This is a genomic window from Oceanimonas smirnovii ATCC BAA-899, from assembly GCF_000381965.1.
GTDB lineage: Bacteria > Pseudomonadota > Gammaproteobacteria > Enterobacterales > Aeromonadaceae > Oceanimonas > Oceanimonas smirnovii.
The window spans coordinates 1-21,859 of the sequence record NZ_KB908456.1 but is presented as its reverse complement, the minus strand read 5'-3'; the positions used below and the strand labels follow the sequence as shown (position 1 = coordinate 21,859).

Sequence of the window (21,859 nt, the reverse complement as noted above, 5' to 3'; positions counted from 1 at the left end):
TGTCGGGAGAGATGAGATGCAAAATATTAACGGAAAAATGACCCTGGTGCTGACTTCGGCCTTGTTACTGATCCCTGCCGCTCAGGCTGTGGTGCCGGAAAGCGTACAGGTACCTGCAGGCAATCAGTTGGTAATGGAAACGCTTGGTATTGGTGAAATTACCTATGAATGCAAGGCTGCAGACACGGGAAAACCAGCCTGGGTGTTTATGGGCCCGGATGCCATGCTGAAGGACAGTGCGGGGAATGAGATAGGCCGCTATTTCGGTCCTCCGGCTACCTGGCAGTCTGCCGACGGCTCCAGCGTCACCGGCAAGCAGCTCGCTGTGGCACCCGGTGGTGATGGTAATATTCCTCTTCAGCTGGTTCAGGCAAATCCTGCTGACGGGGAGGGAGCCATGACAGGTGTCACTTATATTCAGCGGCTTAATACTCAGGGCGGAGTGGCCCCGGCGATGGACTGCAGCGAAGGTAACCAGGGTGATCGTCAGGTAGTGCAGTATCAGGCGGATTATCTGTTCTGGAAAGCAGGCTGAAGCTCGGCACATCATTAAGCCTCAAGAAACAAATTTTCAGAGCCGCTCGGGAGTCATGGTCTATGCTTGGAACGGAAAAGTTCCATTTGACGACTCCGGGCGGTGTTTTGTATGAGCACATTGATAGCAGATGTGGATTATCAGCGGTTGCTGGCGGCGTGTGCCCGTGGTGAGCGCAATGCCTTGCACCAGCTGTATGAAGCGGAAAGTGCGCAGTTGCTTGGGGTGGTCCTGCGCATTGTGCGTGATCGGGCCCTGGCAGAGGATATCGTTCACGATGCGCTGCTCAATATCTGGCTGCGTGCCGGTTCTTTTGATCCTATGCGGGGCTCTGCCCGGGGCTGGATATACAGTGTGGCTCGCCACCTTGCCCTGAATACGGTACGCAACCGGAGCCGGGAGCTGAATATGGATACGGAGCAAAGTCAGCAGATGGATGCCAGCCGATCCTTTGAACACTGGCAGCAACGCAAGGACGGAGTGAGCTGGGAAGAACACAGCGCCGGTATTGAACGCTGCCTTGCAATGCTTGAACCAGAACGACGCAGCTGCATACTTCACGCTTATATGGATGGCTGCACGCATCACGAGATTGCTGCCCGTTTAAATACGCCGCTGGGAACGATTAAAGCCTGGATTCGGCGTAGTCTGGCAACCCTCAGAGAGTGTATGTCATGAGTAACCAGGAGCAGCATGATGCTGCAATGTATGCCCTGGCCGGTGAGTATGTGCTGGGCACCTTGTCTGCAGAAGAGCGGCAGCAACTGGAGCAGCGGCTGCAGACGGATGAACGCCTGCAGCATGTGGTGGCGCAATGGGAAGAGCGGCTGCATCCCCTGGCAGCACTTGCTGAGCCGGTGGCTCCCTCATCTCTGCTCTGGCCCAGGATCAGGCGCAGTATTGATATGCTGGAATCATTACGCCCGGCTGTACCAAAGCGTCGCTGGTGGCAGCACATATTGCTCTGGCAGGGCGTGAGTATGGCGGCCTGTGCTTTGGTGGCGGTGCTGTTACTGTTTCAGCCTGCGCCACAGCCGGCTTACGTGGTGGTACTGATTGCCCCCGAGCAGCAGACACCGGGCTGGCTGGTGCGTGCCAGCAACAGGCGGGAGGTTCAGCTGCTTCCGCTGGCAGTCACCAGCATACCGGCAAACAGGGTGCTGCAATTCTGGACCAAGGGAGCAGACTGGCCGGCACCGGTATCTCTGGGGCTGGTAGAGCCGGGGCAGCCGCTGCACACCACACTGGATGAGCTGCCGCCGCTGGCACCGAATCAGTTGTTTGAGTTGACCCTTGAGCAGCCGGGTGGCTCGCCCACGGGGCTGCCTACTGGGCCGGTTCAATTTATTGGCCGTGCTGTTGCCCTGTAACCATCATCTCAGTTCCGGCAGGTTTGTTTGCTGAGCCAGCGCTCGGCAAACTCATCAGCAGTCACGGGCCGGCCGGTGAGATATCCTTGAATTAAATCCACGGGGTAACGCGTCAGTGCCTTCATCTGTGCTTCAGTTTCCACCCCTTCCGCCACCACTTTATAGTCCAGCTCCCGGGCAAGGCCCGTAACCGCTGCCAGAATGGCATTACTGCTGCGGGATTCCTGGCGCTGAATAAAGCTGCGATCAATTTTTAACGTATCCACAGGCAGATCCTGTAAATAACTTAATGAGGAGTAGCCGGTGCCAAAGTCGTCGATGGCCATGCTGAATCCCAGCTCGCGCAGGCCATAAAGCAGAGGAATGGCCTGTTGCTGCTTGTCGAGCAGCACGCTTTCGGTCAGCTCTATGCCAATAAGCCCGGCCGGCAGCCGGTGCTCCGCCAGCAGCAGCCGGAACTGCACCAGCAGGTTATGCTGCCAGAACTGCTGTGCCGACAGGTTGACCGATACCGGCACCGGTATTAATCCTTGATCCAGCCAGCGTCGTTGCTGGCTGGCAACATTGTTCAGCAGCGTCATGCCAAGTGGTACCATCAGGCCGGCACGCTCTGCCAGAGGAACAAATTCTGCCGGAGAAACCGGACCAAATTCGGGATGATGCCAGCGGGCCAGTGCCTCGGCTCCGGCCAGACTGCGATCGTCACGGCGCACCTGTGGCTGATAATGCACACTCAAGCCTTCGCCGGTTTCCACGGCGTAGCGCAGTGCCGTTTCCATGGCCAGCAGCTTGTGCTGCTGGTGATTCATATGTTTACTGAACAGACGATAATCGTTACGGCCTTCCTGTTTGGCCTGATACATAGCCGCATCGGCCTGATGTAACAGCTGCTCGGCAGAGCCGGCGTCATCAGGATACAGGCTGACTCCCAGACTACAGCCGATACGAAATTCATGGGGGCCTATTTTGAAAGGCTCGGCAATGGTATCGATCAGGCGCTGAGCGACACGGCTGGCTTCTTCCGGCTCATTCAGCTCGGGCAGCAGCACAATGAATTCGTCCCCGCCCAGCCGCGCCAGAGTATCGTCTTCCCGCAGGCGGATGCGAATGCGCCGGGAAACATCGAGCAGCAGCTCGTCACCGGCAGCATGGCCCAATGTATCGTTAACCTGCTTGAAGTGATCAAGATCAAGAAAGATAAGCGCCAGGTGCTGCTTGTTACGGTTTGCATGGCGAATAGCCAGCTCCAGCCTGTCTTCCAGCAAACGCCGGTTGGGCAGACCAGTAAGCGGATCGTAATAGGCCAGACGCCGGATCTTGTCTTCGTTTTCCCTGATATGAGTAATATCGGTAAACAGGGCGGCAAAATGTGTGGTATGACCGTCATCATCGTGAATGGCGGTAATGGTCAGCAGCTCAAGATAGAGCTGGCCGCTCTTGCGCCGGTTCCAGATTTCACCGCGCCAGTACCCGCGCTCATTAATGGTTTTCCACATGTCACGATAAAAAGCAGCATCGTGCCGGCCGGAAGACAGCATGGCCGGGGTACGGCCTATTACTTCTTCGGCGCTGTAGCCAGTGGTGTGAGTAAAGGAGGGGTTGACAAACACGATGCGGTTTTCAGCGTCGGTAATCACTATGCTCTCCAGCGACGCTTCTATCACTCGCTCCGCCAGCTGCAAATTCAGCCGCGAGGTATTAAGCGCCTGATCCCGCTCCTGCAACAATTGCTGCATTTCTTTGAGGTAGCGGTATTCAACCCCATTTATGATTTCCCGAAAACCCAGCAGTCCCACTACTTTATTGTTTTCCAGTACTGCCAGATGCCGTACCTGATTATCTATCATCAGGTCCCGTGCGTGCAGCAGCGTATCACCCGGAGCAACAGAAAACAGCGGTTTACTGGCCAGTTCTCCCACCGGTGTATTACCGGCATGGCGAGCAATGACCCTCACCATATCACGCTCGGTAATAATACCCAGTTGCACCGCCGAGCAGGTGATGACGGCGGCGTCCTGCTGGTGTCTGAGTAACTCACCGGCAGCAGCTGCCAAAGACATGATGCCCGGCAATACCAGCGGGGTGGTATTCATGGCATCGTTTACCCGGCGTAAACCAAGATAAGGCTCAAGACCCTGTTTCAGGGCAATATCGGTTTGTGACACCATGCCGGCCGGCAGGCCACTGTCGTCGGTAATTAATAAGTGCCGGCACTGATGATTTCTGAACCACTGCTCAACTTCTTTTACCGGCGTGGTCTGGGGCAGGCTGCGCACTGGCTGACTCATGACTTTGCGAATGGGCACATCCAGACTGGCAGAGGTGCTTAAATCCAGCTTGAGGCTGTCCCGTTCGGTCCAGATGCCCACGGCAACATTGTGCTCCAGTACCAGAATGGAGCTGCAGCGACGGGATGCCATTCGCTCTGCTGCCTCACGCAGGGGAGTGTCCGGGCTGCAGGTAAGCAGGCCGGTATGCATCAGCCTTTCTATCAGTACTGGGTTTGGCGAGATATCCGTCACTTATGTTCAGACCAGGTAAAGCATTTAATTTCTCACTCTATCTGTGGATATAGTACTTGGCAATTATCTTGTTATGCATTTATAGCCAGGATTGTAATTGTTGCCTTACATTCACTTTGGCTCCCAGTCTGGCCGCCAGTAAATAGAGGCCGCCAATCTTGCGATGCAAGAACAATGCATCGGCAGGGGGGCTGTGCCAGTAGTTTTGCTGCATGCTGATGGCTGTGCCTGCATCACGCAGTTGCTGGGCCAGGGTGCTGTTGCCAAAATCAAAAGGCGCGTTCTGCTGCAAGGGTTCGCAGGCCAGCTGCACCATGTGAATGATCGCCTGTTTCTGTTCGGGAATAATCTGCTGACTGAAAAAACCGATATCGGTAAGCGCGGCTGTCATGGCCTGCTCATTATGGTCAAGGGCAGCACAGAACAGACGGCGGTAGCCGTCACCAAATGACGGGGCATATTCACGGGTTGCACCGAAATCGAACAGTACCAGGCGTTCATCCTGATATTGAAAATTGGCAAAGTTGGGATCGGTTTGCACCAGGTTAAATTCAAATAATTCGCGAAACAGCAACTCAAACAGCAGTGCCATAATATGATTGCGTCTTTCTAACGGTTCATTCCCGAGAGACTCAACAGGTTTACCATCCACAAAGCTCATGGCCAGCAGCCGCTCTGTGCTGATATCAGTACGAGCCCTGGGCAGAATGAAACGTTCATCACCCGCCAGCAGCAGATTAAAGCGCTCAAGCTGACGAGCTTCAAGAACATAGTCGGCTTCAGCATGCAGCTGTTGTCTGGCTTCATCAAGCAGTTGCTGATAATTTACTCCCTCGGGCACCAGACCACTGATGCGCAGCAAGGTTGCGACATTACTCACATCACTGTCAATGCTGCCGGCAATGCCCGGATACTGAATTTTTACCGCCAGATGTTCGCCGTCATCAGCCCAGGCCTGATGCACCTGACCAATGGATGCAGCAGCCATGGGGCGAAATTCAAAGTGACTGAAATGGCGTTGCCAGTCCTCTCCCAGCTCATGCTTAAGTACCTGTGCCAGCTGTGATGCAGGCATGGGAGTGCCCTCAGCCCGCAGCCGGGCCAGAATATCGGCCAGCTCCGGTGGCAGCAGATCGCCGGCATCCATCGACAGCAGCTGTCCCACTTTCATGGCAGCTCCCCTCAGCCGGGCCAGCTGATCACCTACCCGGCGGGCATTGGCCGGCGTAAGCAGCAGATCCCGGGCACTGGGGCGCTGACCCCGGGACCATTGCCTCGCCCCTTCACCCAACATGCCACCGGCTACCCGGGTTGCCAGAGATGCCAGGTGGCCGATTCGGGCCAGGCGGTGTCCGGGCACTTTATGCCCTTTATCATTACTCATGGATGCACCCTCTTTCTATAATGGCCACACAGACCGCTAAAAAGACATTTATATTCAGATCAGCCCCTTTATTTTCGAGGAGACAGACTTATGCATGCATTCTGCTGCGGCACAGTTTTTGTACTGTTGCTGACCGGTTGCGCCAGCTCTCAGGAGCGCGCGTTAAGCCGGTTGGATGAGGTGGCCGGCAGAGTGCTCAGCTTACCCTGTGCACAGCCGGTATTGACTTACCGGCAGCTGGAAAATCCGCATGTTCCCGGACTGATTGACGAGATTGAAACAGTGTCTTGCCCGGGGCTTGAAGCTCAGGTTTATTTATCCAGTAAAGCGTCGCGTCCTGATGGCATGCCCATTTATTTGCTGGTAAGCAAACCGCATCCCGCGTTACCTGAATTTTTGCAGCCCGGCTCCGATGGTCACGGCATGACACAGCATTTAGGCAAGCCGGCCAGTCGTGATCACCGGCGCTGGCAATATGGTTCAGTGGAAACAACCGAGACAGTGACCGTGGAATGGCAGCAAGGGCTGATCAAGACGCTGCGTTGGGAGTGGTATTTTGACTGAAAGGTAAAAAGGGCACTGTAAGTGCCCTTTACTGATATTATTCTGCGTTATTGCGCTTATCGCGTTTTTCCTGACGTTTCTCTTTCAGGGTTTTCTGGGCCTTCTTTTTTACTTTTTCCTTGCTCATGATTTGGCTCCGTTAATTCCCGCCTGCAAAAAGGCGCCGTTTTCCCTTTTGCCGGCGCAAACATGTCGTGATGACGAGAGTTACAACATGGTCACGGCGAAAAAATTACTTCAAGGCAATGTCTCCTTTATCAGCTGCCACCGGCAGTACCAACAAAACAAACCAACCCAAAGTGAAAAAATATAATATTCAGTACCCTAGCCAAGGCAAACCGGAAAAGCAAGCGTTGGCCCGGAAAGCAATGTTAGAATAAAAGCCGTGATACAGTAACGGGGAAAACATCATGAAATGGATGATACTGAGTGCGCTGCTGCCGGTAATGGCGCTGGCCAATACTATTTCAACCACCAGCGTACCGGTGGAGCTGAATCTGGCCACGGGCACCGAGCCGGTGTGTTATTTTGAAGACAAGCGCTATTCAAAGGGCGCTGTGATTGAAATGGGCGGGCACTGGTTTGTGTGTGAACGGGAAAAGTCCTTTGAACAAAACGGCCGGTTAAGCTGGCATCCATTTGCGCCGCAAGAGCGTTCGCAGCAGAACTGAGTCAGGCCTGTTTTTTAACACAGGCCAAGGCAACATCCAGCTGAATTTCGCCTTCAGGCCGGCAGCAGCAGGGCAGTATTTCACCACTGGCCACAAAAGCCAGCGGTGTTTGCTGATAGCGCACCCGGCCTGTGATCAGAGAAGTACGGCAGGAGCCGCAATAACCACCCCGACACTGATATTCAATGGCGTGACCGGTGCGCTCAAGGCCGTCAAGCAGGGTTTCCCCTGCTTGCAGTTCAAAACAGATGTCTTGAGTGTGTACCTTGCTCACAGCTCAAAATCACCCAGATCGTCATGGCTGACGTGTGAGTCAATCTGACCCACCAGATAGGAGCTGACTTCTACCTCCTGAGGAGCCACCTGTACGTTATCAGACGACAACCAGGCATTAATCCAGGGAATAGGGTTTTGCTTGGCACCCTCAAAGGCCGGCTCCAGTCCTACCGCCTGCATGCGCAGGTTGGTGATGTATTCCACATACTGGCACAGAATGTCTTTGTTCAGGCCTATCATGGAGCCATCTTTAAACAAATAAGCGGCCCATTCCTTTTCCTGAATGGCGGCAGCCTTGAACAGATCAAAACACTCCTGCTCGCAGTCTTTGGCTACCTGCGCCATGTCAGGATCGTCATCGCCGCTGCGCAGAATATTGAGCATATGCTGAGTGCCGGTCAGGTGCAGCGCTTCGTCCCGTGCAATCAGCTTGATGATTTTGGCGTTGCCTTCCATCAGCTCACGCTCGGCAAAGGCAAACGAGCAGGCAAAGCTGACGTAAAAGCGAATGGCTTCCAGGGCATTGACGCACATCAGACACAGATAGAGCTTTTTCTTCAGCTCATACAAGTTAACCTGTACTTTCTGGCCTTTAATCTCGTGCTCGCCTTCACCATAAAGATGGTAAAAGTTGGTGTACTCAATCAGCTCGTCGTAATAGCGGGCAATATCTTTGGCACGTTTTTGAATGTGTTCGTTGGCAACGATATCATCAAACACCTTGGCCGGATCGTTAACGATATTACGAATAATATGGGTGTAAGAGCGGGAGTGAATGGTTTCGGAAAAAGCCCAGGTTTCAATCCAGGTCTCAAGCTCAGGAATAGATACCAGTGGCAACATGGCCACGTTAGGGCTGCGGCCCTGAATGGAGTCAAGCAGCGTCTGATATTTCAGGTTGCTGATAAAAATATGTTTCTCATGATCCGGCAGTGCCTGGTAGTCGATTCTGTCCTGAGATACATCCACTTCTTCCGGACGCCAGAAAAAAGACAGCTGTTTTTCGATCAGCTTTTCAAAAATTTCATATTTTTGTTGATCATAACGGGCCACGTTCACCGGGTTACCGAAGAACATGGGCTCTTTCATATGATCATTCTGAATTTGACTGAAAGTGGTGTAAGACATTTTTCTCGTTCCGCAATCCAAGGCGCACAGGCTGCGCACAAGAGGCGGGAATGATTCCCGCCTTGATAAGTTGACAGTGATGACGCCTTAAATCTTGCAGGCACCACCGGCACAATCATCTTCCTGCATATCGTTCTGGGCGTCAGCGGCACCATCACGGGTGTTATGGTAATACAGGGTCTTGAGGCCAAATTTATAAGCCGTGAGCAGATCTTTAAGCAGTTGCTTCATGGGCACACGGCCGCCCTCAAAGCGCGACGGATCATAGTTGGTATTGGCAGAAATGGCCTGATCCACAAACTTTTGCATCACGCCCACCAGTTGCAGGTAGCCGTCGTTGGCGGGCATCTGCCACAGCAGCTCATACTGACCCTTGAGGCGCTCATATTCCGGCACCACCTGCTTGAGAATACCGTCTTTGGACGCCTTGACCGACACCAGACCACGGGGCGGCTCTATGCCGTTGGTGGCATTGGAGATCTGGCTGGAGGTCTCGGACGGCATCAGGGCGGTCAGGGTACTGTTGCGCAGGCCTGTGGTTTTGATCTCTTCCCGCAGCGCCTCCCAGTCCAGATGCAGCGGCTCCTGGCAGATGACATCGAGATCCTTCTTATAGGTATCGATGGGTAAAATGCCCTGAGCATAGGTGGTTTCATTAAAGGCCGGGCAGGGGCCGAACTCTTTGGCCAGCTGTACCGACGCTTTCAGCAGATAGTACTGAATGGCTTCAAAGGTTTTGTGAGTCAGGCCGATGGCACTGCCGTCTGAGTATTTTACGCCGTTTTTTGCCAGGTAATAGGCATAGTTGATCACGCCAATGCCCAGAGTACGGCGGTTCATGGAGCCTTTCTGTGCTGCCAGCAGAGGGTAGTCCTGATAATCGAGCAGGGCGTCAAGGGCACGCACGGCCAGATCGGCCAGGCCTTCCAGATCGTCCAGCTTGTCGATGGCACCCAGGTTAAAGGCTGACAGGGTACAGAGGGCAATTTCACCCTCTTCGTCGTTGATGTCGGTGAGCGGCTTGGTGGGCAGCGCAATTTCCAGACACAGGTTGCTCTGACGTACCGGTGCCACGGCAGGATCGAACGGGCTGTGGGTATTACAGTGATCCACGTTTTGTATGTAGATACGACCGGTGCCGGCACGCTCCTGCATCATCAGCGAAAACAGCTCAATGGCCTTGACGGTACGTTTGCGAATGCTGTCATCGGCTTCATATTTAACATAGAGCTGTTCAAATTTTGCCTGATCTTCAAAGAAGGCATCATACAGGCCGGGCACGTCGGACGGGCTGAACAGGGTGATATCACCGCCCTTGATCAGGCGCTGATACATCAGGCGGTTAATCTGCACGCCATAGTCCATGTGCCGTACGCGGTTTTCTTCCACGCCGCGGTTGTTTTTCAGTACCAGCAGCGATTCCACTTCCAGGTGCCACATGGGGTAGAACAAAGTCGCGGCACCACCGCGCACACCGCCCTGAGAGCAGCATTTAACCGCAGTCTGAAAGTGCTTGTAGAAGGGAATGCAGCCGGTATGAAAAGCCTCACCACCACGAATGGGGCTGCCCAGGGCGCGAATACGACCGGCGTTGATGCCGATGCCGGCACGCTGGGACACATAACGCACTATGGCACCAGAGGTGGCGTTGATGGAGTCGAGGCTGTCACCGCACTCGATCAGCACGCAGGAGCTGAACTGGCGGGTAGGGGTGCGCACCCCGGACATAATGGGCGTGGGCAGAGAAATCTTGAAGGTGGACACGGCATCATAGAAGCGGGTCACATAGTCCAGCCGGGTCTCTTTCGGGTATTTGGAGAACAGGCAGGCGGCCACCAGCATGTACAGGAACTGGGGGCTTTCATAGATATCGCCGGTTACCCGGTTCTGTACCAGGTATTTGCCTTCCAGCTGCTTGATGGCGGCATAGGAGAAGTTCATGTCCCGATCGTGATGCAGGCGATCGTTCAGGGTTTCCAGCTCGGCCCGGCTGTAGTCTGCCAGAATATGCTGGTCGTATTTTCCCATTTCGGTCAGGCGCACCACATGATCGTAAAAGTGGGGCGGCTCAAAACGGCCATAAGCCTTCTTGCGCAGATGGAACATGGCCAGGCGGGCCGCCAGATACTGGTAATCGGGAGTCTGCTCGGAGATCAGATCGGCTGCCGCTTTGATGATGGTTTCATGAATGTCTTCGGTGCGAATACCATCGTAAAACTGAATATGAGAGCGCAGCTCCACCTGAGAAACAGAAACATTATCGAGGCCTTCGGCAGCCCAGGTGATCACTCTATGGATCTTGTCCAGATCAATAGGCTCCTTGTTGCCGTCGCGTTTGGTAACCAGCAAATGTTTGTTCATAAGGTGAACCTTCTCCCGGTGATGTTGTGGCGCAATTTTTCGTGCCGGCAGGCCACACTATATAGTGTGGTTACCTGACCAGAAAAACACAACATATAGTTGTCGTCGTTGGAATGGGCACAATATAGTGGGTTGAGGCGGTATTCTCAACCCATGAAAAAGACCACTGCCTTGTGGATAATCTGTGGGCACAAGTCTTATGTGTGTGTTCACTAACTTCTGTGCCGTTGGCATTCTGGCGTTAGCAAAACAGTGGTCTTTTTATGGCCTGCAAAAAAACTTTTTTTAAATATTTGGCTTGCAAAAACAGCCCGTGTTGGGATCCGCAGGATCTTTCAGCAGCAGGCTACGAAGGCCGATTTTAACTCAGGAGTCAATGCCTGACAGCGCCCGATGTGACGGAACAAAAAGCAAGGCATTGAGAGCGGCAGCGTCTCGTTACACCGGTTTGATGGCGTGAACCATATAGTTTACGCCGGCGTCGGGGCTGAGTTTGAAATCGCCCTGCAGCGGCCGGTACACCACCCCCTGAATGTCCTTGACTACCAGGCCGGCGGCCTCAATAAAGCGGCACAGCTCGGCGGGGCGAATAAACTTGCGGTGATCATGGGTGCCCTTGGGTACCATTTTGAACAGGTTTTCTGCCGCCGCTATCATCAGCAGCCAGGCCTTGGGGTTGCGGTTGATGGTGGAAAACACCAGGTTGGCACCGGGTTTGGCCAGTTGCGCGCAGGCGGCCACCACTGAAGCGGGTTCGGGCACGTGTTCCAGCATTTCCATACAGGTAACCACATCAAACTGGCCGGGTTGCTCGCCCGCCATCTGCTCGGCGGTGGCCTGGCGATAGTTAACGCTGACGCCGCTTTCCAGCGCGTGCAGCCGGGCCACCGCCAGCGGCTCCTGCCCCATATCAACACCGGTCACTTCGGCCCCTTCCTGCGCCATGCTCTCGCTGAGAATGCCGCCACCACAGCCAATGTCGATCACCTGTTTGCCAAACAGGCCATCTGCCTTGTCGGCAATCCAGCCCAGGCGCAGGGGATTGATTTGATGCAGGGGCTTGAAGTCGCCGTCCAGATCCCACCAGCGGGACGCCATGGCCTCAAATTTTTCGATTTCCTGTTGATCTACATTCATAAGCTAGCTGCCTTACATGCCGAAGGTATTAAGGCCGCCATTATAACCAAGCAGCGGGCAGCCGCCAGCCGTGAAAAAGCCGGCGTCACGATGACGTGCTCCCGTCGTGCCGGAACTGTGCTAGAATGGCACGCTTTTTAAAGCCATATAATCAATAACCTGGGGACAAGGCTTGCTATGACCGATTTGGCCCGAGAAATCATGCCGATCAACATTGAGGAAGAGCTGAAACGCTCCTACCTCGATTACGCCATGAGCGTGATCGTGGGGCGTGCGCTTCCTGATGTTAGAGACGGCCTGAAGCCGGTGCATCGCCGCGTGCTGTTCGCTATGAACGAGCTCGGCAACGACTGGAACAAACCTTATAAAAAGTCGGCCCGTGTAGTGGGTGACGTAATAGGTAAATATCACCCCCACGGCGACAGCGCGGTTTATGACACCATAGTGCGCATGGCTCAGGATTTTTCCATGCGTTATACCCTGGTCGACGGCCAGGGTAACTTCGGCTCGGTAGACGGCGACTCTGCTGCCGCCATGCGTTATACCGAAGTTCGCATGGATAAAATTGCTCATGAGCTGCTGGCGGATCTCGATAAAGAGACCGTTGACTGGGTAGCCAACTACGACGGCACCGAAATGATTCCGGCGGTGATGCCCACCAAGGTGCCTAACCTGCTGGTGAACGGCTCTTCCGGTATTGCTGTGGGCATGGCCACCAATATTCCGCCCCATAACCTCAATGAAGTGGTGGATGGCTGCCTGGCACTGATTGACGATGAGCACATCAGCATTGATCAGCTGATTGAGCTGATCCCCGGTCCGGACTTTCCTACCGGCGGCATCATTAACGGCAAATCGGGCATTCTCGATGCCTACCGCACCGGCCGTGGCAAGATCTACGTGCGCGCCCTGGCTGATATAGAAGTAGACGAAAAAACTAATCGTGAGACCATTATCGTCTCCGAGCTGCCTTACCAGGTAAACAAGGCGCGCCTGATTGAAAAAATCGCCGAGCTGGTCAAGGAAAAGCGCATTGAGGGCATCTCCGCCCTGCGTGATGAGTCCGATAAAGACGGCATGCGTATTGTAATTGAAGTACGCCGGGGCGAAGTGGGCGAGGTGATCCTCAACAACCTGTATGCCCAGACCCAGATGCAGACTGTGTTCGGCATCAACATGGTGGCGCTGGACAACAACCAGCCGCGCACCTTCAATCTGAAAGACATGCTGGAATGCTTTATTCAGCACCGGCGCGAAGTGGTTACCCGCCGCACCGTGTTTGAATTGCGCAAGGCGCGGGACCGGGCCCATATCCTGGAAGGTCTGGCCATTGCGCTGGCCAATATTGATCCTGTGATTGAGCTGATCCGTCGCTCACCGACTCCGGCGGAAGCCAAAGCCGGTCTGCTGGCTCAGGGCTGGGAGCTGGGCAATGTGGCCAGCATGCTGGAACGTGCCGGTGACGACGCCGCCCGCCCTGAATGGCTGGAGCCGGAATTCGGTATTCGCGATGGCCAGTACTACCTGACCGAGCAGCAGGCTCAGGCCATTCTGGAGCTGCGTCTGCACCGTCTGACCGGTCTTGAGCATGAGAAGATCCTGGAAGAATACCAGGCGCTGCTGGAGCAGATTGCCGAGCTGCTGCACATTCTGAACAGCCCGTCCCGCCTGATGGAAGTGATCCGCGAAGAGCTGGAAGCGATCAAGGAGCAGTTTGGCGATCAGCGCCGCACCGAGATCACCACTTCCAGCGCCGAGATCAACCTGGAAGACCTGATCACCCAGGAAGATGTGGTGGTGACCCTGTCGCATCAGGGCTACGTCAAGTATCAGCCGCTGACCGACTACGAGGCCCAGCGTCGCGGTGGCCGTGGCAAGTCGGCCACCCGCATGAAGGAAGAAGACTTCGTCGAGCGGCTGCTGGTGGCCAACACCCACGACACCATTCTGTGCTTCTCTACTGCTGGCAAGGTGTACTGGCTCAAGGTCTATCAGCTGCCGGAAGCCAGCCGCACCGCCCGCGGACGGCCCATCGTCAATCTGCTGCCGCTGGGTGAGCATGAGCGTATTACCGCCATTTTGCCGGTGAAGGAATATGCCGATGACAAGGCGGTATTCTTTGCCACCCGCCACGGCACTGTGAAGAAAACCGAGCTGACTGCCTTCAGCCGGCCGCTGGCCTCGGGCATTCGCGCCATCAATCTGACCGAAGGGGACGAGCTGATTGGCGTGGACATTACCGATGGTGACAACGAAATCATGTTGTTCTCTGATGCGGGCAAGGTGGTGCGCTTCCATGAAGATCAGGTGCGCTCCATGGGCCGCACCGCCACCGGGGTGCGCGGTATTCGTCTGGGCGAGCAGGACAGTGTGGTATCACTGATAGTGCCCCGCGGCGAGGGTGCCATTCTGACCGCCACCGCCAACGGCTACGGCAAGCGCACTTCCCTTGAGGAATATCCGACCAAGAGCCGGGCTACACTGGGTGTGGTGTCCATCAAGGTGAGCGACCGCAACGGTGCCGTGGTGGGGGCCATTCAGGTGGATGACAGTAATGAAATTATGCTGATCACCAATGGTGGCATTCTGGTGCGCACCCGGGTGTCGGAAGTCAGCCTGGTAGGACGTAACACCGCCGGCGTGCGTTTGATCCGTACCGGAGAAGACGAGCAGGTAGTAGGTCTGCAGCGCATTGAAGAGCCGGAAGACGACGAGCCCATAGAAGGGGAAGAAGGTCAGGAATCCGGTGACGCCAGTGATGCTGAGCCGGCCAGTGAAGAGTAATCAGAATGAGGCCTGCGGGCCTCTTTTTTGTGCGCAGAGTCATATTTGGTTTTGACTTGGCGCTGTGGTGGCGTGTAAAACGAATAGGCGTCAAGATTCAGACGCTCAACATTAGCAGGTTAATTCAGGGAAAATGGGAAAGATGGTTTACAACTTCAGCGCAGGTCCGGCCATGCTGCCGGTTGAGGTGATGCAAAAGGCACAGGCCGAGTTTCGCGACTTTAACGGCCTGGGTGTGTCGGTGATGGAGCTAAGCCACCGGGGTGCCGACTATATCGCAGTAGCGGAGCAGGCCGAACGGGATCTGCGTGAGCTGATGCGCATCCCCGACAATTACAAGGTACTGTTTCTGCAGGGCGGTGGTCGCGGCCAGTTTGCCGCTGTAGCGCTGAACCTGATGGGCAAAAACGCCAAAGCCGACTATATCGTGACCGGTCAGTGGTCCCGCTCGGCAGTGGCCGAGGCGGAAAAAGTGGGAACCGTACGGGTGCTGGACGGCTTTGATGCCGGTGAAGGCCCGCGCAAACTGGCCAAAAGCTGGGATCTGGATCCCACCGCTGCCTATGTGCACTACTGCCCGAACGAAACCGTGGAAGGCATAGAGTATGACTTTATTCCCGACACCGGTGACGTGCCCCTGGTAGCGGACATGTCGTCCACCATTCTTTCCCGTCCGGTGGACGTGAGCAAGTTCGGCATCATCTATGCCGGCGCTCAGAAGAACATAGGCCCGTCCGGCCTGGCGGTGGTGATTGTACGTGATGACTTGCTCAGCCAGGCATGCCCGAATGTGCCGGCCATTATGGACTACGCCGCCATGGCCAAGGCCGACTCCATGCTCAACACGCCGCCTACCTATGCCTGGTACCTGGCTGGTCTGGTATTCCAGTGGCTGAAGGAAAAAGGTGGTGTGGAAGCCATTGGCAAGCAGAATCAGGCCAAGGCCGAACTGCTGTACGGCTATGTGGATGCCAGCGACTTTTATGAGAACCGGGTTCACCCCAGTGCCCGTTCCTGGATGAACATTCCGTTCCAGCTGAAGGATGAGTCACTGAACGAGGCCTTCCTAAAGGAATCAAAGGAAGCCGGCCTGCTGGCGCTCAAGGGTCACCGCATTGTGGGCGGCATGCGTGCCAGCGTATACAACGCCATGCCCATTGAGGGCGTACAGGCGCTGGTCGACTTTATGGACGACTTCGCCAAGCGGCACGCGAAATAAGCGTTAAGTCTTAAGCTGTCTTTAAGTCACGAATTGCTGTGAACTCGTAATGCGAAGCAGCAGCGCGGTTGCGCTCCGCCGACACGCTTCAAGCCCCTCCATGGGGCGCTCGAAAATGCCATCCATGGCATTTTATGGTCGGCTCCGGCAATCCCCACTGCTGCTTCGTTAAGCTTCGGTGCTGGCTGTTTAAAGTCGGCAGACAACACCGTGCTGAACCCAGGAGGGCAAAGGGTGTCTGCTTCGCCGCGCCCTCTGCGCCATGGATGGCGCAGTGGAGCCTACAGGGAGGTATTCACGGCGTGCCGGAGAAGCAGTGCGCTTTGTCCGACGGAAGTGCACGGTTCAGCAAGCGGCAAAACATTCTGACCAAGAAACAGGTCATCAGAGCACATACAAGGAGCCAACGTGAGTATTGATTTTCTGGCCCTGGCCAACCCGGGGGTGCCGGGTCTGCATCCTTATCAGCCGGGCAAGCCGGTAGAAGAGCTGGAGCGGGAGCTTGGCATCAGTCATAGCGTCAAGCTGGCCTCGAACGAAAACCCGCTGGGTCCGGGCTCCAAGGCCATTGCTGCCATTCAGAAAGCGCTGCCGGAGCTGGCCCGTTACCCCGATGCCAACGGCTTTGCCCTGAAAACGGCGCTGGCCCACAAGCTGAAGGTAAACACCGATCAACTTATTTTGGGCAACGGCTCCAACGAGCTGATTGATCTGCTGTTCCACACCTTTGTGGGGCGAGAGCAGGAAGTGATTTATTCCCAGTACACCTTTATTGTGTATGCCATGGCCACTCAGGCTCACGGTGCCAGGGCAGTGGAAGTGCCGGCAGTAAACTGCGGTCATGATCTCGACGCCATGGCGGCGGCGATCACTCCCGCTACCCGGCTGGTGTGCATCACCAATCCCAACAACCCCACAGGCACCTTTCTTTCCAAGGATGAGGTGAAAGCCTTTATGGACCGCGTGCCGGAAACGGTACTGGTGGTACTGGATGAGGCCTATACCGAATATGTGGCCGAGGAAGAGCGGCTGCCGTCCATTGACTGGCTGAGTGCATATCCGAACCTGATTGTGTCCCGTACCTTCTCCAAGGCCTATGGTCTGGCGGGGCTGCGGGTCGGTTACATGGTGTGTCATCCCGAGCTGGTGTCGGTACTGAACCGGGTGCGTGAGCCCTTTAACTGCAACAGTCTGGCGCTGGCGGCGGCGGAAGCAGCCCTGGCTGATGAGGCTTATCTGGCCGAAGCAGTTGCTCTTAATAATCAGGGCATGGCCATGTATGAAGCTTTCTTTAACGAACGTGGTCTTAAGTATATTCCCTCAAAAGGCAACTTTATTACCCTGGATCTGGAACGCAATGCCGGCCCCGTGTATGAAGCCCTGCTGCGGGAAGGCGTGATAGTGCGGCCCATTGCCGGCTACGGCTTGCCCACCTGTCTGCGTATCAGCATTGGTCTTGAAGCCGAAAACCGGCGCTGTATAGCAGCGCTCAGCAAGGTACTGGGCTGACAGGCACGCTGCTTGCCCTGATGACGCTGTCCTGATAACGTCAGGACAGCCTCTAATGTTTTATCCCATCTTCAGGAAGATTATGGAACGCCTTAAATTATTCCCCATTGCCCGGGTGGAGGGCACGGTTAACCTGCCCGGCTCCAAGTCGGTATCCAACCGGGCCCTGTTGCTGGCCGCGCTGGCGCAAGGTACTACCCGCCTGACCAACCTCCTCGACAGTGACGACATTCGTCATATGCTGGATGCCCTTAAACAACTGGGTGTGCAGTATGAGCTGTCGGACGACAAGACCGAATGTGTGGTACACGGTCTGGGCCGGGCCTTCAGTGCCAATGAGCCCTTGTCGCTGTTTCTGGGCAATGCTGGCACCGCCATGCGACCACTCTGTGCCGCCTTGTGCCTTGGTTCAGGTGAATTTACCCTCACCGGGGAGCCGCGCATGTGGGAGCGTCCCATTGGTCATCTGGTGGATGCATTGCGGGAAGCCGGTGCTGATATCAGCTACCTCAAAACCGATGGTTATCCGCCGGTATTCATTAACGGCAAGGGCCTGTGGGGGGGGGATGTGCACATTGACGGCTCCGTCTCCAGCCAGTTTCTGACTGCCTTCTTAATGGCGGCTCCCATGGCCTCCGGTGATACCCGCATTCATATTAAAGGTGAGCTGGTTTCCAAGCCCTATATCGATATTACCCTTCACATCATGAAACAATTCGGGGTGGTGATAGAGCACGATAACTACCAGACCTTTTACATCACCGGTAACCAGACCTATGTGTCGCCGGGTGACTTTCTGGTGGAAGGGGATGCGTCTTCTGCGTCTTACTTCCTGGCCGCCGGTGCCATCAAGGGCAAAGTGCGGGTAACCGGTATCGGCCGCGACAGCATTCAGGGTGATATTCGCTTTGCCGATGTACTGGAAGCCATGGGCGCGAAAATCACCTGGGGTGATGACTTTATCGAGGCTGAGCATGCCGGTGCGCTGCAGGCGGTAGACATGGACATGAACCATATTCCCGATGCGGCCATGACCATTGCCACCGCCGCGCTGTTTGCCGAAGGGACCACCCGTATTCGTAATATTTACAACTGGCGGGTCAAGGAAACCGATAGGCTGTATGCCATGGCCACCGAGCTGAAAAAGCTGGGGGTAGAGGTGGAAGAAGGTGAAGATTACCTGGTGGTCAATCCGGCTGCTCAGCTGCAGGCAGCGGAGATTGCCACTTATAACGATCACCGCATTGCCATGTGTTTCTCGCTGGTGGCGCTGAGTGACACGCCGGTGATCATTCTTGACCCGGGCTGTACCTCCAAGACCTTCCCGGACTATTTCGACAAGCTCGACAGTATCAGCCACTAATCAAAGCGCCCTGCAAAAGCGGGGCGCTTTTGAGCTGTAAGCCATAAGCTGTCAGCGGTAAGTTATTCTGCGTTGCCTGCACGTGCGAAGTTTTACCTGCAAATACGGCTCAGTACCTTCAAACCACACCACTGATGGCTTACAGCTTACAGCTGTCTTTTAGTTAGTGGTGTTTCATTTTCTCCAGCGCTTCCTTGGCCTTGATATCGGCGGCGTCGAGCTCGGCCAGCACCTTTTCAATATCGTCCTGCTGTTGCTGCAGCATAATGCGTTTTTCTGCGATCATGGCCACCATGGAATGCAGCTGGGGCCGGGTACTGTGCTCGGCATCATAGAGTTCAAACAACTCACCCATTTCCGCCAGACTGAAGCCCAAACGCCGGCCGCGCAGAGTCAGAGTGAGACGAATACGATCCTTATGACTGTATATGCGGGTATTACCTTTGCGCTTGGGCATAATCAGGCCCAGTTCTTCATAATGACGAAGAGTACGGGGGGTGATATCAAACTCGTCAGCCAGCTCGGAGATAGTGTAGGTAACTTCCTTATTGGGCATCATGACAACTCCTGCTACAACATAAAAACAAGTCTGAGCGGCGAACCTTACACCCATGGCGGCGGGCTGTGAAGTCCGGCTTTGACTCACACAGGCTATTACGCCAAGATTGATGTTTTAAGGCAACCGGCGGAGACGGCGTGTTTAATTTTAAGGTCAGGGACGGCGAGGGTCATCAAGCCCATATTCGTATACAGGCGTTGGACTGGAGCGAACAGGGTGAGGTGACATTCAGCGCCGATAATGACGCGCTGGCCGTGATGCTGCTGTCCGATTGCCGTAGCGGGCGCGGGCACTTTGAGCTGCTTTCCGGTGCCAAGCCCATGGATGTGGAGCAATGGCTGGACTATCTGCAGGAGCAGGGCCAGCTGAAGGAAGTGGAGGTGACAGTTCATACGCCGCTGGAGCAGGGTTATGGCACCCTGAGCGGACTTGATAGTGAACAGGTACAGGAGTTGTTACAGTTGGTATATAAAGTAGGTGGTTTTAACCGCCTGCAGATAATGCGCTACCTGAAACATCGCAATAATCCGTCTACCATGTCTACTCGCTACAGTGCAGAAGAGCTCACCCGCTACCGTCATTTGGGTGAGCTGATTAATTACCTGCTTAAACTGAAGACACCAGACCTTTAAACTCTGCAAGGGGCAGGGGCTTGCTTACCAGGTAGCCCTGAACTCCGTCTACATACATGGTTTCCAGGATCTGCTTCTGCTCTTCGGTTTCTACCCCTTCTGCCACCACATGGCAGCCCAGTCGCTGAGCCAGATCGATGATCATTCGCACGAATTGCTGGTTGGCATTGTCATCTTTCAGCTGACGTACCAGCTCCGGATCCAGTTTGACATAGTCAGGCTTAATGTCTTTTAACAGCCGGAAAGAGCCATAGCCATGACCGAAACGGCTGATGGCCGAGCGGGCCCCACTGCGACGGATCATTTCAAGCAGCCGCTTGCCATTGCCCAACTGATGTTCCAGTACATGTTCATCCAGCTCAAAAACCAGGTTGGCGGTGATGTGCTGATGACGCATCAATACTCGTTCCAGCCAGATGATAAAAGCACCCTGTTGCAGGCTTGCGGGTGTCAGATTAATGGCCCAGCGTTGTCCGGAAAGATCGCATTTTGCTACCTGATCCAGAATCATCTCAATGATTTTTTGTTCAAACAGCATGGACATGCCCAGTCGCTGTAACATGGCAAAGACGGTAGAAGCCGGATAGACACCACCACTTTCATTTGGAAAGTGAGTAAAAATTTCGTTATAACCAGGCAGCGCCGGTTTCAACAGTCTGGCCGGCTGTACCACCAGCAGAATGCGATCGTTATCCAGCATGCTCTGCAGACGCTGTCGCCACTGACTTTCACCCATGTCTTCGTCGTCACTGTTTTTCAGCACCATACGCCAGCTATTGGGTTCACCGCTTTGCGCCTGCGCCAGCGCGGAGTCGGCACGAATGAGAATGCTTTCCGGGGACTGACCCGGCAACAGCTGAGTAAAGCCAATATAAGCGACACAGTCCAGCTCATGTACATCCTGATAGTGGAACAGCTCCTGGCGTAACTCATTGCCCATGGTATGGGCCAGGGGCTCACACTGTCCGGGAACAAGCACAGCGATATCACTGCCACTGATACGATAAGCCTGCGCACCCATGCGCGACTGAATGACTTTACGGATCAGCCGGGAGATATCCTGCAGGTATTGATCACCGGCCTGAAAGCCATGACGGCTGTTGATATCCTGAAGTGCGCTGGCACGGATCAGCATTAATGTTGTCGTCGCCAGACGGTTATCACTGGCCAGCAGCTCACTTAGCTGGTGTCGGAACGCAAAGCGATTTCCCAGGGTGGTCAGGCTGTCGCGCTGGCTCTGCAGTCTGGCTTCTTCCAGTTTTTGCTGAAGCTCTGTCTGTTGCGCCTGCAGTCGCTGAAAAAGCGCCAGCACATCCTGAGCCAGCAGCTCAGTACTATCAGGCATGATCTCTTCAGGAGCATGCAGCAATGACTGCACATGTTGCTGAAATGCGTGTTGTTGCCGGCGGTAGCGAATATACAGCCAGCCACAAGACAACAAACTGAGCAAAGCGAACGGCACTGCTATCATCAGCCAGGGATAGGGCAATTGCTGAGCCAGAGACCAGTGGGCCCATTGCCATGGCAATATGAAGCTCAGCAGGATTAACACCACAGCGACAGACAGCAGGGCAGTAGTAAAGGAAGGGGTTCCCCGCATGATTGGCATCCTTGTTAAACGGAACCAGTAGCTGATGCTACATACTTGATTACTATCATGATTCAAGCGCGCAGCAATAACAAGACTGGCCACAAGGCAATAACGGGACAAGAGAAGATTAGATACAAAAAAGCCGGCACAAGGCCGGCTTTTTGAAACTGGCTCCCCCTGCTGGACTTGAACCAGCGACATACGGATTAACAGTCCGCCGTTCTACCGACTGAACTAAGGGGGAACAACTTTTT

The 21,859-nt window shown here is 54.8% G+C and carries 18 protein-coding genes and 1 tRNA gene; 10 read left to right on the top strand and 9 right to left on the bottom strand.

What is annotated here, in order from left to right:
* Positions 1-16 precede the first annotated feature (16 nt).
* From G364_RS0104365 to G364_RS0104355, 3 genes are all read left to right on the top strand, one after another.
* Positions 17-535: a DUF3455 domain-containing protein gene (locus G364_RS0104365; RefSeq protein ID WP_019933936.1), complete on the top strand. Its 519-nt coding sequence runs from the start codon at positions 17-19 to the stop codon at positions 533-535.
* A gap of 111 nt (positions 536-646) precedes the next feature.
* Entirely contained in the window at positions 647-1,213 is a 567-nt protein-coding gene (locus tag G364_RS0104360; RefSeq protein WP_019933935.1) for a sigma-70 family RNA polymerase sigma factor, read from the top strand.
* Positions 1,210-1,905 (top strand): anti-sigma factor, encoded by a 696-nt coding sequence (locus tag G364_RS0104355; RefSeq protein WP_019933934.1) that lies wholly within the window; start codon positions 1,210-1,212, stop codon positions 1,903-1,905. Before G364_RS0104360 ends, G364_RS0104355 begins: the two co-directional genes overlap by 4 nt.
* Positions 1,906-1,913: 8 nt before the next feature.
* Here G364_RS0104355 and G364_RS0104350 read toward each other — a convergent pair whose 3' ends face one another.
* Positions 1,914-4,385 carry an EAL domain-containing protein gene (locus G364_RS0104350; protein ID WP_019933933.1) on the bottom strand — a complete coding sequence of 824 codons (2,472 nt, stop codon included), beginning with the start codon at positions 4,383-4,385 and terminating at the stop codon, positions 1,914-1,916.
* Between the two features lie 121 nt (positions 4,386-4,506).
* Positions 4,507-5,811 (bottom strand): ABC1 kinase family protein, encoded by a 1,305-nt coding sequence (locus G364_RS0104345; RefSeq protein ID WP_019933932.1) that lies wholly within the window; start codon positions 5,809-5,811, stop codon positions 4,507-4,509.
* Positions 5,812-5,901: 90 nt separating this feature from the next.
* On the opposite strand from G364_RS0104345, the gene G364_RS0104340 reads away from it, so the two are divergent.
* Together G364_RS0104340 and G364_RS0104330 are read left to right on the top strand one after the other, a co-directional pair.
* Positions 5,902-6,375 carry a hypothetical protein gene (locus G364_RS0104340; RefSeq protein ID WP_019933931.1) on the top strand — a complete coding sequence of 158 codons (474 nt, stop codon included), beginning with the start codon at positions 5,902-5,904 and terminating at the stop codon, positions 6,373-6,375.
* Between the two features lie 410 nt (positions 6,376-6,785).
* Entirely contained in the window at positions 6,786-7,046 is a 261-nt protein-coding gene (locus tag G364_RS0104330; RefSeq protein ID WP_245541378.1) for a DUF1496 domain-containing protein, read from the top strand.
* A 1-nt stretch (position 7,047) separates the two neighbouring features.
* Here the strand turns inward: G364_RS0104330 and yfaE are convergent, their stop codons facing one another.
* From yfaE to ubiG, 4 genes are all read right to left on the bottom strand, one after another.
* Complete coding sequence (gene yfaE / locus G364_RS0104325; protein ID WP_019933928.1) at positions 7,048-7,320, bottom strand: class I ribonucleotide reductase maintenance protein YfaE; 273 nt, start codon at positions 7,318-7,320, stop codon at positions 7,048-7,050.
* Positions 7,317-8,450 (bottom strand): class Ia ribonucleoside-diphosphate reductase subunit beta, encoded by a 1,134-nt coding sequence (nrdB, locus tag G364_RS0104320; protein ID WP_019933927.1) that lies wholly within the window; start codon positions 8,448-8,450, stop codon positions 7,317-7,319. The genes yfaE and nrdB overlap by 4 nt, the downstream gene beginning before the upstream one ends.
* Before the next feature lie 87 nt (positions 8,451-8,537).
* Positions 8,538-10,811, bottom strand: a complete 2,274-nt coding sequence (gene nrdA, locus G364_RS0104315; RefSeq protein ID WP_019933926.1) for a class 1a ribonucleoside-diphosphate reductase subunit alpha — start codon at positions 10,809-10,811, stop codon at positions 8,538-8,540.
* Between the two features lie 438 nt (positions 10,812-11,249).
* Entirely contained in the window at positions 11,250-11,948 is a 699-nt protein-coding gene (gene ubiG, locus G364_RS0104310) for a bifunctional 2-polyprenyl-6-hydroxyphenol methylase/3-demethylubiquinol 3-O-methyltransferase UbiG (protein WP_019933925.1), read from the bottom strand.
* Between the two features lie 177 nt (positions 11,949-12,125).
* Here ubiG and gyrA point away from each other — a divergent pair, with 177 nt between their 5' ends.
* The 4 genes from gyrA to aroA all read left to right on the top strand — a co-directional run bounded on the left by gyrA (position 12,126) and on the right by aroA (position 18,823).
* On the top strand, positions 12,126-14,732 hold the full coding sequence (gene gyrA / locus G364_RS0104305) for a DNA topoisomerase (ATP-hydrolyzing) subunit A (RefSeq protein ID WP_019933924.1): 2,607 nt from the start codon (positions 12,126-12,128) through the stop codon (positions 14,730-14,732).
* A gap of 133 nt (positions 14,733-14,865) precedes the next feature.
* Positions 14,866-15,951, top strand: a complete 1,086-nt coding sequence (serC, locus tag G364_RS0104300; RefSeq protein ID WP_026344682.1) for a 3-phosphoserine/phosphohydroxythreonine transaminase — start codon at positions 14,866-14,868, stop codon at positions 15,949-15,951.
* A gap of 408 nt (positions 15,952-16,359) precedes the next feature.
* Complete coding sequence (gene hisC, locus G364_RS0104295; protein WP_019933922.1) at positions 16,360-17,460, top strand: histidinol-phosphate transaminase; 1,101 nt, start codon at positions 16,360-16,362, stop codon at positions 17,458-17,460.
* An 82-nt stretch (positions 17,461-17,542) separates the two neighbouring features.
* Positions 17,543-18,823 carry a 3-phosphoshikimate 1-carboxyvinyltransferase gene (gene aroA / locus G364_RS0104290; RefSeq protein WP_026344681.1) on the top strand — a complete coding sequence of 427 codons (1,281 nt, stop codon included), beginning with the start codon at positions 17,543-17,545 and terminating at the stop codon, positions 18,821-18,823.
* A 163-nt stretch (positions 18,824-18,986) separates the two neighbouring features.
* Here the strand turns inward: aroA and G364_RS0104285 are convergent, their stop codons facing one another.
* On the bottom strand, positions 18,987-19,382 hold the full coding sequence (locus G364_RS0104285) for a MerR family transcriptional regulator (protein WP_019933920.1): 396 nt from the start codon (positions 19,380-19,382) through the stop codon (positions 18,987-18,989).
* Positions 19,383-19,519: 137 nt separating this feature from the next.
* On the opposite strand from G364_RS0104285, the gene G364_RS0104280 reads away from it, so the two are divergent.
* Entirely contained in the window at positions 19,520-20,014 is a 495-nt protein-coding gene (locus G364_RS0104280; RefSeq protein WP_019933919.1) for a hypothetical protein, read from the top strand.
* Here the strand turns inward: G364_RS0104280 and G364_RS0104275 are convergent.
* Both G364_RS0104275 and G364_RS0104270 read right to left on the bottom strand, forming a co-directional pair.
* The gene (locus G364_RS0104275) at positions 19,989-21,614 is read right to left on the bottom strand and encodes an EAL domain-containing protein (RefSeq protein ID WP_019933918.1); all 1,626 of its coding nucleotides are present in this window, start codon (positions 21,612-21,614) and stop codon (positions 19,989-19,991) included. The two genes, G364_RS0104280 and G364_RS0104275, sit on opposite strands and share 26 nt — an antisense overlap.
* 159 nt (positions 21,615-21,773) lie before the next feature.
* Positions 21,774-21,849: transfer RNA gene (locus tag G364_RS0104270), tRNA-Asn, on the bottom strand.
* Positions 21,850-21,859 lie beyond the last annotated feature (10 nt).

Excerpts from the sequence above, each read along its gene's own strand:
- G364_RS0104285 (WP_019933920.1), bottom strand. The coding sequence starts at position 19,382 with ATGATGCCCAATAAGGAAGTTACCTACACTATCTCCGAGCTGGCTGAC.
- nrdA (WP_019933926.1), bottom strand. The coding sequence starts at position 10,811 with ATGAACAAACATTTGCTGGTTACCAAACGCGACGGCAACAAGGAGCCT.
- G364_RS0104275 (WP_019933918.1), bottom strand. The coding sequence starts at position 21,614 with ATGCGGGGAACCCCTTCCTTTACTACTGCCCTGCTGTCTGTCGCTGTG.
- nrdB (WP_019933927.1), bottom strand. The coding sequence starts at position 8,450 with ATGTCTTACACCACTTTCAGTCAAATTCAGAATGATCATATGAAAGAG.
- aroA (WP_026344681.1), top strand. The coding sequence starts at position 17,543 with ATGGAACGCCTTAAATTATTCCCCATTGCCCGGGTGGAGGGCACGGTT.
- G364_RS0104340 (WP_019933931.1), top strand. The coding sequence starts at position 5,902 with ATGCATGCATTCTGCTGCGGCACAGTTTTTGTACTGTTGCTGACCGGT.
- G364_RS0104355 (WP_019933934.1), top strand. The coding sequence starts at position 1,210 with ATGAGTAACCAGGAGCAGCATGATGCTGCAATGTATGCCCTGGCCGGT.
- gyrA (WP_019933924.1), top strand. The coding sequence starts at position 12,126 with ATGACCGATTTGGCCCGAGAAATCATGCCGATCAACATTGAGGAAGAG.
- serC (WP_026344682.1), top strand. The coding sequence starts at position 14,866 with ATGGGAAAGATGGTTTACAACTTCAGCGCAGGTCCGGCCATGCTGCCG.
- G364_RS0104360 (WP_019933935.1), top strand. The coding sequence starts at position 647 with ATGAGCACATTGATAGCAGATGTGGATTATCAGCGGTTGCTGGCGGCG.
- G364_RS0104345 (WP_019933932.1), bottom strand. The coding sequence starts at position 5,811 with ATGAGTAATGATAAAGGGCATAAAGTGCCCGGACACCGCCTGGCCCGA.
- G364_RS0104365 (WP_019933936.1), top strand. The coding sequence starts at position 17 with ATGCAAAATATTAACGGAAAAATGACCCTGGTGCTGACTTCGGCCTTG.
- ubiG (WP_019933925.1), bottom strand. The coding sequence starts at position 11,948 with ATGAATGTAGATCAACAGGAAATCGAAAAATTTGAGGCCATGGCGTCC.
- G364_RS0104330 (WP_245541378.1), top strand. The coding sequence starts at position 6,786 with ATGAAATGGATGATACTGAGTGCGCTGCTGCCGGTAATGGCGCTGGCC.
- G364_RS0104350 (WP_019933933.1), bottom strand. The coding sequence starts at position 4,385 with ATGCATACCGGCCTGCTTACCTGCAGCCCGGACACTCCCCTGCGTGAG.